This window comes from Monashia sp. HAY1-2A, from assembly GCF_056755315.1.
Map to the genome: position 1 here is coordinate 14,074 of NZ_JBNDHY010000050.1, position 15,007 is coordinate 29,080.

The 15,007-nt window shown below is 72.5% G+C and carries 14 protein-coding genes; all 14 read left to right on the forward strand.

Annotated elements, in window-relative coordinates; translation table 11 throughout:
- The first annotated feature begins 135 nt into the window (after positions 1 to 135).
- Positions 136 to 1,191 (forward strand): isocitrate/isopropylmalate dehydrogenase family protein, encoded by a 1,056-nt coding sequence (locus ACPYOM_RS09730; protein WP_481340128.1) that lies wholly within the window; start codon positions 136 to 138, stop codon positions 1,189 to 1,191.
- Complete coding sequence (locus ACPYOM_RS09735; RefSeq protein WP_481340124.1) at positions 1,188 to 2,729, forward strand: ABC transporter substrate-binding protein; 1,542 nt, start codon at positions 1,188 to 1,190, stop codon at positions 2,727 to 2,729. The genes ACPYOM_RS09730 and ACPYOM_RS09735 overlap by 4 nt, the downstream gene beginning before the upstream one ends.
- 30 nt (positions 2,730 to 2,759) lie before the next feature.
- Complete coding sequence (locus tag ACPYOM_RS09740) at positions 2,760 to 3,710, forward strand: ABC transporter permease (RefSeq protein ID WP_481345782.1); 951 nt, start codon at positions 2,760 to 2,762, stop codon at positions 3,708 to 3,710.
- On the forward strand, positions 3,707 to 4,618 hold the full coding sequence (locus tag ACPYOM_RS09745) for an ABC transporter permease (protein WP_481340116.1): 912 nt from the start codon (positions 3,707 to 3,709) through the stop codon (positions 4,616 to 4,618). Before ACPYOM_RS09740 ends, ACPYOM_RS09745 begins: the two co-directional genes overlap by 4 nt.
- Positions 4,615 to 5,640, forward strand: coding sequence for an ABC transporter ATP-binding protein (locus ACPYOM_RS09750; RefSeq protein ID WP_481345783.1), 1,026 nt, complete (start codon positions 4,615 to 4,617; stop codon positions 5,638 to 5,640). Before ACPYOM_RS09745 ends, ACPYOM_RS09750 begins: the two co-directional genes overlap by 4 nt.
- Entirely contained in the window at positions 5,637 to 6,464 is an 828-nt protein-coding gene (locus tag ACPYOM_RS09755) for an ATP-binding cassette domain-containing protein (protein WP_481340110.1), read from the forward strand. Before ACPYOM_RS09750 ends, ACPYOM_RS09755 begins: the two co-directional genes overlap by 4 nt.
- Entirely contained in the window at positions 6,461 to 7,984 is a 1,524-nt protein-coding gene (locus ACPYOM_RS09760) for an aldehyde dehydrogenase family protein (protein ID WP_481345784.1), read from the forward strand. Before ACPYOM_RS09755 ends, ACPYOM_RS09760 begins: the two co-directional genes overlap by 4 nt.
- Positions 7,981 to 8,790, forward strand: coding sequence for an SDR family NAD(P)-dependent oxidoreductase (locus tag ACPYOM_RS09765; RefSeq protein ID WP_481340102.1), 810 nt, complete (start codon positions 7,981 to 7,983; stop codon positions 8,788 to 8,790). Before ACPYOM_RS09760 ends, ACPYOM_RS09765 begins: the two co-directional genes overlap by 4 nt.
- A gap of 76 nt (positions 8,791 to 8,866) precedes the next feature.
- Complete coding sequence (locus ACPYOM_RS09770; RefSeq protein ID WP_481340098.1) at positions 8,867 to 9,283, forward strand: hypothetical protein; 417 nt, start codon at positions 8,867 to 8,869, stop codon at positions 9,281 to 9,283.
- Positions 9,284 to 9,363: 80 nt separating this feature from the next.
- The gene (locus ACPYOM_RS09775) at positions 9,364 to 9,660 is read left to right on the forward strand and encodes a hypothetical protein (protein WP_481345785.1); all 297 of its coding nucleotides are present in this window, start codon (positions 9,364 to 9,366) and stop codon (positions 9,658 to 9,660) included.
- Positions 9,657 to 10,010, forward strand: coding sequence for a channel accessory protein ArfC (arfC, locus tag ACPYOM_RS09780; protein ID WP_481345786.1), 354 nt, complete (start codon positions 9,657 to 9,659; stop codon positions 10,008 to 10,010). Before ACPYOM_RS09775 ends, arfC begins: the two co-directional genes overlap by 4 nt.
- 193 nt (positions 10,011 to 10,203) lie before the next feature.
- Positions 10,204 to 13,017, forward strand: a complete 2,814-nt coding sequence (locus ACPYOM_RS09785) for an McrB family protein (protein WP_481345787.1) — start codon at positions 10,204 to 10,206, stop codon at positions 13,015 to 13,017.
- Between the two features lie 16 nt (positions 13,018 to 13,033).
- Positions 13,034 to 14,266, forward strand: a complete 1,233-nt coding sequence (locus ACPYOM_RS09790; protein WP_481340086.1) for an McrC family protein — start codon at positions 13,034 to 13,036, stop codon at positions 14,264 to 14,266.
- Positions 14,267 to 14,392: 126 nt separating this feature from the next.
- Positions 14,393 to 15,007: hypothetical protein (locus ACPYOM_RS09795; protein ID WP_481345788.1), on the forward strand; the 615-nt coding region annotated here is incomplete at its 3' end.

The following is a 15,007-nucleotide window of genomic DNA, read 5'->3' on the forward strand; positions in this document are numbered from 1 at the left end:
TCGATGAGAGCAACCGTACCTCTCAACGCAGAAAAGTCCACTGGTCAGACCAGTGTACGAACAGCGTCGAAGAACCACCGAGCTGCCGGGTCGGCGTGGACCCGGCACGGCCACGGACGGAGTGCCAGCAGACCCATGACTGTGCGACTTGCAGTGATCCCCGGCGACGGCGTCGGGCCCGAGGTCGTCGCGGCCACGGTGCCCGTGCTCGACGCCGCGCTCGCGGCCCAGGGCGAGACGCTCGAGACGACCGAGCTCGACTGGGGCGGTGAGCGGTTCCTGCGCGAAGGGGCCGCGATGCCTGCCGACGCCGCCGAGCGCGTCCGGGCCCACGACGCCGTGCTGTTCGGCGCGGTGGGCCGGCCCGACGTCCCCGACCACGAGCTCGTCTGGGGTCTCATCATCGGCCTGCGCCAGCAGCTCGACCTCGCCGTCAACCTGCGTCCCGTCCGTGCCTTCGCGGGCGTGCCGAGCCGCGTCCGGGACGTCGAGGGCGTCGACCTCGTCATCGTCCGCGAGAACACCGAGGGCGAGTACGTCGGCGCCGGCGGCGTCGCCCACGCCGGCACCGGGCACGACCTCGGCATCGAGGTGGCCGTCCACTCCCGCCGCGTCATCGAGCGAGCCGCCGAGCACGCGTTCACGCTCGCCGGCCGGCGTACCGGGCGCCTCGCCCTCGTGACGAAGTCCAACGCCATGCGGCACGGCTACCCGCTGTGGGACGCCGTGGTCCGGGAGGTGGCGCAGCGCCACCCCGACGTCGAGCTCGAGGTGGTCCTCGTCGACGCCATGGCCGCGCGCATGGTCCAGGACCCCCGTTCGCTCGACGTCCTCCTCGCCGGCAACCTCTTCGGTGACATCCTCAGCGACCTCGCCGCGGTCCTCGCCGGCGGCATGGGGATGGCGCCGAGCGCCAACGTGCTGCCCGGCGGCGACGTACCCGGCATCTACGAGCCGGTCCACGGCTCGGCACCGGACATCGCCGGACGCGGCATCGCCAACCCGACGGCCTGCATCCTGTCGGGGGCCCTCCTGCTCGACGACCTCGGGCACGGCGCGGCGGCCACCGCGGTACGCGACGCCCTCGCTGCGACCCTCTCAGACCCCACCCACCACACCCCCGACCTCGGCGGAACGGCGAGCACGTCAGCGCTCGGCGCCGCGGTCCTGCACGAGATGGAGACACGATGAAGGACTCCCGCATCGGCACGGCTGCGGCCGGCGTCCTGCTCCTCACCCTCACCGCCGCCTGCTCGGCCGGCGCCGGGTCCTCCGGCGGGTCCAGCGGCGGAGCGGGCGGCTCCGGCGGCTCGGGAGGCTCCGGCGACAAGAGCCTGACCGTCGGCCTCGTCGCCGAGCCGGCCAGCCTCGACTTCACGACGAAGGATGGCGCGGCCATCCCGCAGGCCCTGCTCGACAACGTCTACGAGACCCTCGTCAAGGTGGACCAGAACGGTGACCTCAAGCCCGAGCTCGCCACCTCGTGGAAGGTCTCGGACGACCGCAAGACGTACACGTTCGACCTCGTGCCCAACGCGACCTTCTCCGACGGCGAGAAGTTCACCGCCAAGGACGCCGTCTTCTCGATCAACCGGGTCAAGAAGGACTGGACCATCTCGCTCAAGTCCGCTATGGACGTCGTCGCCGACGCCAAGGCGCTCAGCGACACCCAGCTGCAGGTGACCCTCACCAAGCCGAGCAACAACTGGCTCTACAAGATGTCGACGCGGGTCGGCGCGATGATGACCGAGAAGGGCGTCGCCGACCTCGCCAACAAGCCCGTCGGCACCGGTCCGTACACGTTCGGCACGTGGAAGCGCGGCGACTCGATCACGCTCAAGGCCAACCCGTCGTACTGGGGCACGAAGCCCTTCTTCTCGGACGTCACGCTCAAGTACTTCAAGGACCCGACGGCGCTCAACAACGCGCTGCTGACCGGGACCATCGACGTCATCGGGACCGTCCAGGCACCCGAGTCGCTGGCCCAGTTCCAGAACAACCCGAAGTACGAGATCGTCGAGGGCACGACCAACGGCGAGGTGCTGCTGTCGTTCAACAACGGAAAGGCGCCGTTCAACCAGCTCAAGGTCCGCCAGGCCGCCCGGTACGCCATCGACCACAAGGCCCTCATGGACACGTGCTGGGCCGGGCGAGGCACGCTCATCGGCAGCATGGTCCCGCCCACCGACCCGTGGTACGAGGACCTCACCGGCCTGTACCCGCACAACCTCGACAAGGCCAAGGCGCTCGTCGCCGAGACGGGCGTCGGCAAGACGCCGGTGCGCCTGCGCATCCCGACGCTGCCCTACGCCGTCTCCTGCGGGCAGGTCGTCAAGAGCATGCTCGAGCAGGCCGGCTTCCAGGTCACCCTCGACCAGCTCGAGTTCCCGGCCGTGTGGCTGAGCACCGTGTTCACCGACGCCGACTACGACATGTCGATCGTCGCCCACGTCGAGCCGCGCGACCTGCCGGCCGTCTTCGGTGACCCGAAGTACTACACGCGCTACGACAACAAGCAGCTGCAGGCCGACCTCGCGGCGGCGGACGCCGGCACGCCGGAGGAGCAGGTGACGCTCATGAAGAAGGCGGCACGCGAGCTGTCGGAGGACGCCGCCGGCGACTTCCTCTTCCTGCTGCCGAACCTCATGGTCGCCGAGAAGGGCATCACCGGGCTGCCGAAGAACGCCATCACCGAGTCGTTCGACCTGCGCGACCTCGCGCGCTCCTGACCGCACCGAACCGATCGGACACCCACACCGATGCTGCTCCAGGTCGTCCGCCGCACCGCGATCCTCCTCGCGAGCCTCGTGGTCAGCTCCGTGCTCGTCTTCGCCTTCATGGTGCTGCTGCCGGGCGACCCGGCGCGCGTCGCCCTCGGCGTCAACGCGTCGGAGCAGGCGGTCGCCCAGCTGCGTGGCGAGTTCGGCCTCGACCGGCCGCTCGCCACGCAGTACCTGTCGTGGGTCGGGGGGCTGGTCCGGTTCGACCTCGGCACGAGCTACGTGTCCCGGGCCGCGATCGCCCCGCAGATCCTCGACCGGCTCCAGGTGACGCTGTGGCTCGTCGTCTGCGCCATGGTCGTCGCGCTCGTGCTCGCGCTGCCGCTCGGCACCCTCATGGCGATGCGGCACCGGCGACCGAGCGGGATCGTCCTGTCGGCGCTCTCGCAGGTCGGCGTCGCCGTGCCCGCGTTCCTCATGGGCATCCTGCTCATCACCGTCTTCGCGGTGAAGCTGCAGTGGCTCCCGGCCAACGGGTGGACGCCCCCGAACGAGGATCCGTCGATGTTCCTGCGCCAGCTGGTCCTGCCGGTGCTCTCGCTCGGGATCGTCCAGGGTGCCGTCCTCACCCGCTACGTGCGAAGCGCCGTGCTCGACGTGCAGCGCGAGGACTACATCCGCACGGCGCGGGCCAAGGGCCTCGGCCCGACGCGGGCCCTGTGGCGCCACGGGTTCCGCAACGCGGCGATCCCGGTCGTCACGGTCCTCGCGCTGCAGCTGGCGACGCTGCTCATCGGCGCCGTCGTCGTCGAGCGGGTGTTCGTCATCCCCGGCCTCGGCAGCCTCCTGCTCGACCAGGTCTCCAACCGCGACCTCGTCTTCGTCCAGGACATCGTCATGCTGCTCGTCGTCGCCGTCCTGGTCGTCAACTTCCTCGTCGACCTGCTGTACCTCGTCATCGACCCGAGACTCAAGGTGGGCGCCCGATGAGCACCGAGACCGTCCGTCCCGATCCCGCGGGCCTGAACCCCGACACCTTCCGCGCCGAGCCGGGCATCGTGGCCGCGGGCCCGCGCCGACGGCGCCCGGGCGCTAGCTTCCTCGTCGGTGGTGCTCTCGTCGGCCTCGTCGTGCTCATGGCCCTCGTGTCGTTCGTGTGGACGCCGCACGACCCGACCTTCGTCGACGCGTCCGCCCGGCTCCGCTCGGTCGGTGATCCCGAATACCTGCTCGGCACCGACAAGCTCGGCCGGGACGTCCTGAGCCAGGTGCTCGTCGGCGCCCGGACGACGCTGTTCGTCGGGGTCGTCGCGGTCGGTGTCGCGGGGCTCGTCGGGGTGCCGCTCGGCATCGTCGCCGCCATGGCGCCGCGCGGCCTCGGTGAGACGCTGATGCGGGGCATGGACCTGCTGCTCGCCTTCCCCGCCCTGCTGCTCGCCATCATGTTCGGTGCGGTCTACGGGGGCAGCACGCTCGTGGCCATGGTCGCCATCGGCATCGCCTCGGTGCCGAGCTTCGTGCGGCTCGTGCGCAGCGGCGCCCTGCAGGTGCTCCGCACCGAGTACGTCCTCGCGGCCCGTTCGGCCGGACGCGGTGCGTGGGCCATCGGCCTGCGACACGTCCTGCCGAACGTCAGCGGCCTCGTCATCGTCCAGGCCTCGGTCTCCTTCGCCATCGCCGTGCTGGCCGAGGCGGCGCTGTCGTTCCTCGGCTACGGCACGCCGCCGCCCACGCCGTCGTGGGGCCGGATGCTCCAGGAGAGCCAGGAGCTGCTCTTCTCCGCGCCGCGGCTGGCGTTCGTGCCCGGCGCCGCCATCGCCCTCGCCGTCCTCGGCTTCAACCTGCTCGGCGACGGCCTCCGCGACCACTTCGACCCGCGACTGGAGGACCGCCGATGAGCGCCGTCGCCGCGCGTCCGCGGGACGCGGTCTCCCCGAGCACCCGCGTGCTCGACGTCGAGGGGCTCGACGTCCGCATCGGACGTCACCACCTGCTCCACGACGTCTCGTTCACCATCGACCGGGGCGAGCGCGTCGGCCTCATCGGCGAGTCCGGGTCGGGCAAGTCACTGACGAGCCTGGCCCTGCTCGGGCTCCTCCCGGAGGATGCCCGCGTCGGAGGCTCGGTGCGCCTCGCCGGCGTCGACGCCGACCTCGTGTCCGCGAGCGAGGGGCAGTGGAAGCGGGTGAGGGGCGGCGAGGTCGCGATGGTCTTCCAGGAGCCGATGACCGCCCTCAACCCGACGATGCGCGTCGGTGACCAGGTGGCAGAGGCCATCACGCTGCACCGCGACCGCACGGGTGCCCCGAGCGACCGCAGGGCCGTGCGCGCCCGCGTCGTCGAGCTGCTCGACCAGGTGGGCCTGCCGGACCCCGCCGACGCCGCCCGCGCCTACCCGCACCAGCTCTCCGGCGGCCAGCGGCAGCGCGTCGTCGTCGCGATCGCCCTCGCCAACGACCCGGCCCTGCTCGTCTGCGACGAGCCGACGACCGCCCTCGACGTCACCGTGCAGGCGCGCGTCCTCGACCTCGTCGTCCGGGGTGTCGCGGCCCGCGACGCCGCCCTGCTCTTCATCACCCACGACCTTGCCGTGGTCGCCACGGTGTGCGAGCGCGTCCTCGTCATGTACGGGGGTCGCGTCGTCGAGGCGGGTCCGGTCCAGGAGGTGTTCCGGCGACCGCGGCACCGCTACACGGAGGGGCTGCTCGCCGCGTCCGACCTCGACGCCGCGGACGCCGAGGGGCGCCTGCCGACGATCCCCGGCTCCGTGCCCGCGGCCGGCACCTTCCCGGACGGCTGCGTGTTCCGCAACCGCTGCGCCCACGCGACGCAGGTCTGTGCGACCGTGCCGCCGTGGACCGGTCCCGACGCCGGCCACGGGTACGCGTGCTTCCACCCGGCGGGGGAGGAGGCCCGATGACCGCGGCGATGAGCGTCACGGACCTGCGGCGCGACTACCGGCGGCCACGGACCTCCTTGCGGCACAAGGGTCCGGTGGTCGAGGCGCTCAAGGGCGTCTCCTTCGAGGTCGAGCGCGGCGAGCGGTTCGGCATCGTCGGCGAGTCCGGGTGCGGCAAGTCGACGCTGATGCGCCTCCTCGCCGCCCTCGACCGGCCGACGAGCGGCGAGATCCGCGTCGAGGGGATGGAGGTGACCGGCCGGCGGGAGCGAGACCTCGGCTTCCTCCGCTCCAGCCTCCAGCTCGTCTTCCAGGACCCCATGGGCTCACTCGACCCGCGTATGAGGGTGCGCGACATCATCGCCGAACCCCTTGTCGCACAGGGCCTCCCGGACCGTGACGCCCGTGTGGCCGAGCTGCTCGACGCCGTCGGGCTGCCGTCCCAGGCGGCGAATCGCTACCCCCACCAGTTCTCCGGGGGCCAGCGCCAACGCATCTCCATCGCCCGGGCGCTGGCGCCCCGGCCCTCGATCCTGCTGGCCGACGAGCCGGTCAGTGCCCTCGACGTCTCGGTCAGGGCCCAGGTGCTCAACCTCATCGGCGACCTCGTCTCCGACCTCGACCTCACCCTCGTGTTCGTCTCGCACGACCTGTCCGTCGTGCGACACCTGTGCGACCGCGTCGCCGTCATGAGCGGCGGCGAGATCGTCGAGACGGGCCCGACGACGCAGATCTTCGACGACCCGCAGCACCCCTACACCCAGCGCCTCCTCCGGGCGGCGCCCAGCATGCGCCGCGCCCTCGACGGGGCCGGCGCCTCCGACCTCCTGGGAGACCCTCGGTGACGACCACGTACACGCCGGACCACCCCGCCGGCCTGCCCCTCGGCGACGACTGGACCGACCCCGGCACGACCGCCCCGGTCTGCTTCCCGTACACCGGCGAGCTCGTGGCGCAGGCCCCGGTCGGCACGGCCGAGCATGCACGACAGGCGATCTCGGTGGCGCACGAGCTGCGCGGCACCGTGGCCGCCCTCCCCTCGCACGTGCGGCGCGCCGCCCTGACCGAGGCGCACCGCCGGCTCCTCGAGCGGCGCGACGACCTCGAGCGGCTCCTCGTCCTCGAGACCGGCAAGCCCCTCGTCGACTGCCGCGTCGAGGTCGACCGCACGCTGCTGACCCTCGTCACGGCCGCCGAGGAGGTCGCGCGCCTCCACGGCGAGACGGTGCCCCTCGACCTGCTGCCGAGTGGTGAGGGCCTCGTCGGGTTCTGGGTCCGCAAGCCGGTCGGGGTCGTCGTCGGCATCGCCGGCTACAACTACCCGCTGCTGCTCGCCGTCCACAAGCTCGCGCCGGCCCTGGCGGCGGGGTGCCCGGTCGTCGTCAAGCCGGCCCCGCAGACGCCGCTCGCGACGCTGTGGCTGGTCCACGCCGTCCGCGAGGCGCTCGCGGCCGCCGGTGGGCCGCGCGGTGCCGTCCAGCTCGTGACCGGCGGTGTCGACGTCGGGGTGGCGCTGACGACGGACCCCCGTGTCGCGGCCGTCTCCTTCACCGGCTCCGCCGCGGTCGGCCACCGCATCGCCCGGGACGCAGCCCCGACGAAGGTCCTGCTCGAGCTCGGCTCGAACGCGGCCCTCGTCGTCGCGGCCGACGCCGACGTCGAGGCCGCGGCGGACGCCGTCGTGCGAGGCGGCTACTACGCGTCCGGGCAGGCGTGCATCAGCGTCCAGCGCGTCGTCGTCGTCGAGCCGGCCCGGGAGGGGTTCCTCGCCGCCCTCTCGCGACGCATCGGCGACGTCGTCGTCGGCGACCCCCGCGACGCGTCGACCCGTGTGTCGGCCCTCATCGACGCCGCGTCGACGGAGCGCGTGCGCTCCTGGGTCGCCGCCGCGGTCGAGGCGGGCGGCACCCTGGTGCACGGCGGCGACGTGGTCGACGGGATCATGCAGCCGACCGTCCTCGCTGACGTCCCCGACGGCGAGAACGCCTGGGACGAGGAGGTGTTCGGACCGGTCGTCGTCGTGCGCACCGTTCCCGACCTGGAGGCGGCGGTCGAGACCGTCAACCGGTCCCGCTACGGGCTGCACGCGAGCGTCTACACCGAGTCGCTCGGTGCGGCCTTCGCCGCGATCGACCGCATCGAGACCGGCGGTGTCGTCGTCAACGAGGTGCCCGGCTTCCGCTCCGACGTCATGCCCTACGGCGGCGTCAAGGACAGCGGCGTCGGCCGTGAGGGGCCCCGCTTCGCCATCGAGGAGCTGACGGTGACGCGGATGGCGATCATCCGGCCGTCGGCCACGGGCAGGGTCTCGAGCACGGCCACGGGCACCGGCACGAGCGCGGCTCCGGCGGGAGGACCCCGGTGAGCGCCGCGGTCACGTCGCAGGAGCGTCCCGACTACGCCCGGCTCTTCCGCCTCGACGACCGCCGCGCCGTCGTCGTCGGTGCCGGCAGCGGCATCGGCCGCGAGAGCGCGCTGGCCCTCGCCGCCCACGGCGCCCAGGTCGTGTGCGCCGACCGCGACCTCGAGGCCGCGGCCGAGACCGTCGCGATCGGCGCCCGGACCGGCGCCACGCTGGAGGCCTACGCGCTCGACGTCACCGACGCCGCCGCCGTGGCCCGGGCCGCCGACGAGCTCGGCGCGGTCGACGTCCTCGTCTTCACGGCCGCCACCAACGTCCGCAAGCGGGTCCTCGACTACACGGCGGAGGAGTTCGACCGCGTCGTGGGGCTCAACCTGCGGGCCTCCTTCGACCTCGTCCGCGCCTTCGGCCGAGGGATGGCCGAGCGCGGCCGCGGCAGCATCGTCGGGTTCAGCTCGATCCGGGCCGTCACCGTCGAGCCCGGCCAGGGCGTCTACGCCGCGACGAAGGCCGGGCTCGTGCAGCTGCTGCGCGCGGCTGCCGTCGAGCTCGGGCGGCAGGGTGTGCGCGTCAACGCCATCGCGCCCGGCATCGTCGACACCCCCCTGACCGCGCAGATCCGTGCGGTGCCCGAGTGGGCCGACGCGTACGCCGACAAGAGTGCGCTCGGACGCTGGTCGCGACCCGACGAGCTCGTCGGTGCCGTCGTGTACCTCGCGTCCGAGGCGTCCTCGTTCGTCACCGGCAGCCAGCTGTTCGTCGACGGCGGGTGGACCGTCATCGACGGCCGGTACACGCCCCCGAGCTGACTCCCGCCCATCCGGCCGGGGCAGGCCTGTGGATGACGACCGACGACTGTCACCGGTGGCGGGGATGCTCGTCCCCATGCGCTTCGAGGACCTGCCCAGGGACTGGGCCCAACGACCCGTCACGGACCCCGACGTGTTCGAGGGCGTCGCCGACCTCATCGCCACCGAGCGGTCGAGGTCCGACGGCGCCGCGTACGTCCTGCTCTGCCATCCCAACGGACGCCTCCTGCAACCGGTGCGCCTGCCCGAGGGCACGGAGGCGCCGGAGGTGCTGCGGCGGTTCCTCACCGAGCTGACCAGGCACGAGGTCCACGACGTCGCCCTCGTGCTCGCCCGTCCGGGGGCCCCGGACGCCACCCCCGGCGACCGCCGACGACGCGACGCCTTCGAGGCCGCGTGCCGTGACGCGGGGGTCCGACTGCACGCCGTCGCGGTCGCCGGGCGCGACGACGTCCGGGCGATCCCACCCGAGAGCGGCTGCGCGGCCGCCTGAGCCGGGTGGTGGCGCGGTGCCGCGCCCCGGGTACCGTCACGGTGAGACGCCCGGCCGGGCCGGCCGGGTACGAACGGCGCGTGGGCGGAGGATCGATGGCCGGGCAGCAGGACGGCACGCGGGTGACCCGGGCCTACCGCAGTGAGGTCGGCGGCACGTGGTGGGCGGCGCTGGTCGTCGTGACGGTCGTCCTCGGCCTGCTCGGACGGTCCTCCGCCGGTTTCTGGAGCCCGTTCCTGTGGAGCGTCGTCGGCTTCGTCGTCGGCTCGCTCGTCGCGATCGCGGTCTCGGCGGCCCGCGTGCCCGCTCGTTCGGCGGACGAGGCCTTCGCCGACGTGTCATCCGCCGGCCACGCACGAGGGCAGGCGCGGCCGTGAAGTGGCTGCTCGCGCTCGTCGCGTTCCTCCTGGGCGGCGGCCTGACCTGGGTGCTCACCGTGCACCGGGTGACACGGGTTCTGCCCGACACCAGCGGTGAGGCCGCGGTGGGCGGCGACGAGGCGCACGAGGCCGGTGAGGCGGCAGAGGCGGACGAGGACGGGTCGGCCTTCGGGGGACCGTCCTCGGAGGAGAGCTCTGGCGAGGCCGGGGCGCGCTGGATGCCCGACGCCGAGGACGAGGACGCGTTGCTGAGGCGTGCCGCGCAGCGCGACGACCCGGCCGGGAGGCCTCCGGGGCCGCCCGGGGAGGCCGCCGCCGGGGGCCCGGGCACGCGTCCGTCCGCCTGAGGCCGGGGCACGGCGCGTCACCGATCCGCACCAGCCGGGGCACGAAGGCGGCGTGATCCGAAGGTCAGCCGATGGGGAGGGCCGCGAGTTCGGAGCAGCGACGACCGACAGGTAACCTTTTGCGCGGTCCTGTGCGCACCTCCACACGCGCAGTCACTACGACGCCCGAGCAGAGGGCGTGCAAGGGAGCCTGATGACACGCACCGACACCGTCGACGTCAAGCGATGGCGCGCCAAGTACACGCTCATCGAGCGTGCGGCCGAGGCCGACAAGGACGCCCAGGCCCTCTTCACGGAGCTCGACGCCGAGCGGGCGGCTCGTAACGGGGAGCTGCGAGAGATCCTCGCCGACCTCGTCGCGAGCAGCGACCTCGTCGCCTTCAAGGAGGCGATGAACCAGTGGGCCCGCAAGGACGGCCCCTACGTCGGCTTCGGCCCGGTCGGGGGGCCGTGGCTCGCCACGCTCGCGCGGCGCGCGGACGCGGAGCACGCCGAGGTCGTCGGGCTGCTCAAGCTGACGCTGCAGACCCCCGCCTCGCCCCAGGACGCCGGCGACAAGCTCCAGGCGATCGAGGCCTTCCTGGCTCGCGGGGGCTCTCGCGGGCACCGGGCCCCCAGCCCGGCCCAGACCGCGTACGTCCTGTCCCTCTTCTGGTCCACCGACGACGGCGGCGCCTGGCCGCACATGTGGGAGAACGCGCCCCACATGCTCCAGCGCCTCGGGTGGCTCGAGCGCGGCCTCAGCCACGCCGAGCGGTACGTCGCCTTCGCGGACCTCTGCTCGGCCCTGCGCCCCGAGGACCCGCGCTACGCGGCCCGCATCCTCTGGTACTTCAAGGAGACCGAGGCGTTCGTCGGGATCGCGCCGAAGATCCTCGACGTCTGCGTCGAGGCCGCCGAGCTGGCGGCCGAGTTCCGCCCGGCCACCGGCTACCCGAGCGCCCGGCACGAGGAGCGCGCCGCCGACCTCGCCCGGCAGCTGCGCGGTGAGGCCGACCACGTCTCCGACAGCCTCATCGAGCGGCTCTCGGCCGAGACCGGGCTCTACCTCGAGGCCCCGACGCTCGCGCTCCAGCGCCACGCGGGCGAGGACTCGGCCTACCGTTCCGACCTCTACGCGTCGTGGATCCTCGTGGGCGGGGCCGGCGCCCCCGGCTTCCGGCTCTGGGTCACGCCGTCGGGCGTCGCGTTCGGCCTGCACGGCGGCTGGGAGGGCGAGGGCGAGCAGCAGCTCCGCGAGGTCGCCGGCCTCGTGCAGGAGCACCTGCCGCGGGGCCTGACGTTCGTCCGCGTGCACGAGGACGGCCGGCCGGACCGGCTCGAGCCAGCGGGGCGCGAGTACGCCTCCGGCGAGGTGTTCGCGGGGCGCTGGTGGAAGGGCGACGAGGCCCTCGGCCGCGCCGACTTCGCCGACGACGTCGTCGCGACCGCTCGTTCCCTGACGCCGCTGCTGCGCTTCCTCAGCTCGAGCCAGCGCGGCGGCGTCGACGACCCGGAGCTCGAGCTCGCCGCCATGGTCGACCTCGACAGCGAGGCCGAGCTGTTCCGCGCCGAGCGGCCCTACCCGAACGAGCGCGACGCGTGGCACCAGGAGCAGCGCCGCGTGTTCGCCGCGTGCCTCGGCAAGGACGGCCTCGAGGACTTCGACCTGCCGACGTTCAAGCGCATCGTCTCGACGCGCGGGTACGGCGACATCGGCGCCCAGTCGGTGCTCATCAGCTCGATCAACGCCCTCGACGCCGCCGGCATCGACCAGCTGCGCCTCATGGTCCGCGAGCTGCTCTGGGGCGACGGGCGCGACGAGGAGCGGATCAACCGGGTCCTCGGCTCCGACGACCTGCCCGTCCAGGGATTCGGCGAGAGCGTCGTGCTCAAGCTGTTCGCCATCGCCCACCCGGAGCACTGGCTGCCGCTGTTCACCCTCGGCGGCGACTCGGGCAAGGTCGCGATGCTCAAGCGGCTCGGCGGCCCGGCGCGCTGGACCGAGGGCAAGTCGCGGGGCCGCACCCACGTCGAGACCAACGCCCTGCTCAAGCAGGTGCTCGACCCGCTCCTGCCCGACGACCCGTGGGGCCAGGCCCAGCTCGCCCACTGGGTCATGCGGCGCTCCGACAAGGCCCTGGTCCCCGACCACGACGCGATCGGCGAGGCCGCCCAGGAGCTGCTCATCGAGGAGTCGTTCCTCCGCGAGATCCGCGCCCTCCTCGAGGAGAAGAAGCAGGTCATCTTCTACGGGCCGCCCGGCACGGGCAAGACCTACCTCGCGCAGCGGTTCGCGGCGGCGCTGCAGCCCGACCCCGCCAAGCGCGACATCGTCCAGTTCCACCCGAGCAGCAGCTACGAGGACTTCTTCGAGGGCTTCCGGCCCCAGATCGACCACCAGGGCCAGATGGTCTACGAGCTGCGCAAGGGGCCGCTCGCGCTGCTCGCCGAGGCGGCCGAGGCCGACCCGCTGACGCCGCACATCATGATCATCGACGAGATCAACCGGGCCAACCTGCCGCGAGTCTTCGGTGAGCTGCTCTTCCTCCTCGAGTACCGCTCGCACTCGGTGAAGACGAGCTACCGACCCGACGAGGGGTTCGAGCTGCCGCCGAACCTCTACTTCATCGGCACGATGAACACCGCCGACCGCTCGATCGCCCTCGTCGACGCGGCCCTGCGCCGCCGGTTCGACTTCGTGCCCTTCATGCCGCACGACGGGCCGATGGAGGGACTGCTGCGCCGCTGGCTCGAGGCCAACGACGGGCCGGTGTGGGTGGCCGACCTCGTCGACCGGGTCAACGAGGACCTGCGCCGGGCCCTGAGGGGGCCGCACCTGCAGATCGGGCACAGCTACTTCATGCGTCCCGGGCTCGACGACGAGGCGGCGCTGCGCCGCATCTGGGACTACAACGTCTACCCGTTCATCGAGGACCAGCTCTACGGTCGCGAGCACGAGCTGGCCCAGTTCCGCTGGGAGAACGTCGTCGCCCGCTACGGCCAGCTCGACCTCAGCCGGCCGTGACGCGGGTGACCCGCCGATGACGATCGAGCTCCCCCCGATCCCCGAGCACGGACGCTCAGGGCCGGTCCGGCTCGACCGCGTGACCCGCGCCGCCCTCGTCACCGCGGCGGGGGAGCGGCTCGTCGTCCACGCCACCGCGGACCCCGACGTCGTGACGATCGGTGCCACGAGCTGGGTGGGTGCGCTCGCGGTGCCCGGGCTCGTCGTCCGCGTCATGCCGCGGGTGTCGGTGACCAACTTCTTCGCGATGCTCGGCGCCGGCGTCTCGCCCGACGCCTTCGACCACGAGCACGTGACGTGGAGCGACACCGACGAGCTCATCGACGGCGTCGCCTACTTCGCCATCCGCCTCATCGACACCGCGACGATGCGCGGACTGGTCCACGGCTACGTCGCCCGGGAGGAGCGCATGCGCACGATCCGCGGGCGCCTCCTCGTCGAGGAGTTCGCGCGCCGGCCGTGGAACGCCGCGGAGCCACAGTGCCGCTTCGACGACTTCACCAACGACATCCGCGAGAACCAGCTGTTCCGCTGCACCCTGCAGGCCATGCTCTCGTGGCCGCAGCTCGCCCCGCGGGTGCGGCGTGAGGCGCTGCGGGTCCTCGGCCGGTTCGAGGGCGTCAGCGACACCCCCGCGACGCTGCACGCGGTGCCGGTGCCGGTGACCCGTCTCAACGAGCACTACCACGACGCCATGCGCCTTTCGCGGCTCGTGCTGCAGGCGATGTCCCTGTCGCACCAGTCCGGTGACCAGCAGGCCAACAGCCTCATGGTCGACATGGACGACCTCTTCCGTCGGTGGATCGTCCAGGAGCTGGACCACCGGCTGGCCCCCGAGCTGCGCATCGAGACCGAGGCGGACGTGTGGCTCGACGAGGGTCGCGCCGTGACGATGGCCCCCGACCTCGTCGTGCGTCGGGGCACCGAGGTCGTGCTCGTCGGTGACGCGAAGTACTCGATGGGGGCCGACGGCTACCTCGTCTCGCGTGACTACGTCGACCTCGTGGCGTACACGACGGCGATGGGCCTGCCGACCGGCCTGCTCGTGCACTGCAACGCGACCCGCTCGCCGCAGTCGGAGATGGTCATCCGCAACGCGGGCACCCGCATCCTGTGCCGGCCCATCCGCCTCGACGGCAGCTACGCGGCGGTGTGCGCGTCGCTCGACGCCGTCGCGGACCTCGTCCGCGAGCTCGCCGACGACCCGGGTGAGCTCGAGGTGCCGACCCTGATCCGCACGCGCCGCTGAACGGCCGTTCGCGGCTGTTCCCGGGATCACACTCCTACGCCTTGTCGTAGATGGCCGCTACTACTACCGTTTGTAGTACCGACAGAGACGCTGCCGGAACACCTCGAAGTTCTGGAGTTGAGCACCATGGCCACCATCCACCGTGACACCCCCGTCAGCGGCGCATCGGGCACCGCCGGCACCCCGAGGCACGACCCGACCAAGGGTGTCGTCACGTTCCAGGAGGAGGTCGTCCGCTCGAACATCGCCCGCAAGCTGCTGGCCGGCCTGCGGCTCGTCCTCGGGTTCACCTTCCTCTGGCCCTTCTTCGACAAGCTCTTCGGCCTCGGCTACGCCACTCCTGCCGCGAAGGCGTGGATCAACGGCGGCACCCCGGCCCAGGGCTTCATGAAGCACGCGGAGGGCCCGTTCGCCGGGTTCTTCAAGAGCATCGCCGGCCCGTGGGCCGACTGGGTCTTCATGGCCGGCCTCCTCGGCATCGGCGTCGCCCTCATCGCCGGCGCAGGCCTGAAGATCGCGGCCTGGACCGGTGCGGTTCTCCTCGCCCTCATGTACCTGGCCGAGTTCCCGCTCGGGGCCACGGGCATGACCAACCCGCTCGTCGACAGCCACTGGATCGAGGCTCTGGGCATCGCCGTCCTCGCGGCGACCTACGCCGGGGACACGTGGGGCCTGGGCAAGTGGTGGGGCCGTCAGGTCGGTAACTGTCTCTTATACACATCTGACGCTGCCGACGACGGA

Bases quoted from the DNA above. Each gene is read 5' to 3' on its own strand.
- ACPYOM_RS09790 (WP_481340086.1), top strand. From the start codon at position 13,034: ATGACGATCGAGCTCCCCCCGATCCCCGAGCACGGACGCTCAGGGCCG.
- ACPYOM_RS09740 (WP_481345782.1), top strand. From the start codon at position 2,760: ATGCTGCTCCAGGTCGTCCGCCGCACCGCGATCCTCCTCGCGAGCCTC.
- ACPYOM_RS09750 (WP_481345783.1), top strand. From the start codon at position 4,615: ATGAGCGCCGTCGCCGCGCGTCCGCGGGACGCGGTCTCCCCGAGCACC.
- ACPYOM_RS09770 (WP_481340098.1), top strand. From the start codon at position 8,867: ATGCGCTTCGAGGACCTGCCCAGGGACTGGGCCCAACGACCCGTCACG.
- ACPYOM_RS09745 (WP_481340116.1), top strand. From the start codon at position 3,707: ATGAGCACCGAGACCGTCCGTCCCGATCCCGCGGGCCTGAACCCCGAC.
- ACPYOM_RS09785 (WP_481345787.1), top strand. From the start codon at position 10,204: ATGACACGCACCGACACCGTCGACGTCAAGCGATGGCGCGCCAAGTAC.
- ACPYOM_RS09730 (WP_481340128.1), top strand. From the start codon at position 136: ATGACTGTGCGACTTGCAGTGATCCCCGGCGACGGCGTCGGGCCCGAG.
- ACPYOM_RS09755 (WP_481340110.1), top strand. From the start codon at position 5,637: ATGACCGCGGCGATGAGCGTCACGGACCTGCGGCGCGACTACCGGCGG.
- ACPYOM_RS09735 (WP_481340124.1), top strand. From the start codon at position 1,188: ATGAAGGACTCCCGCATCGGCACGGCTGCGGCCGGCGTCCTGCTCCTC.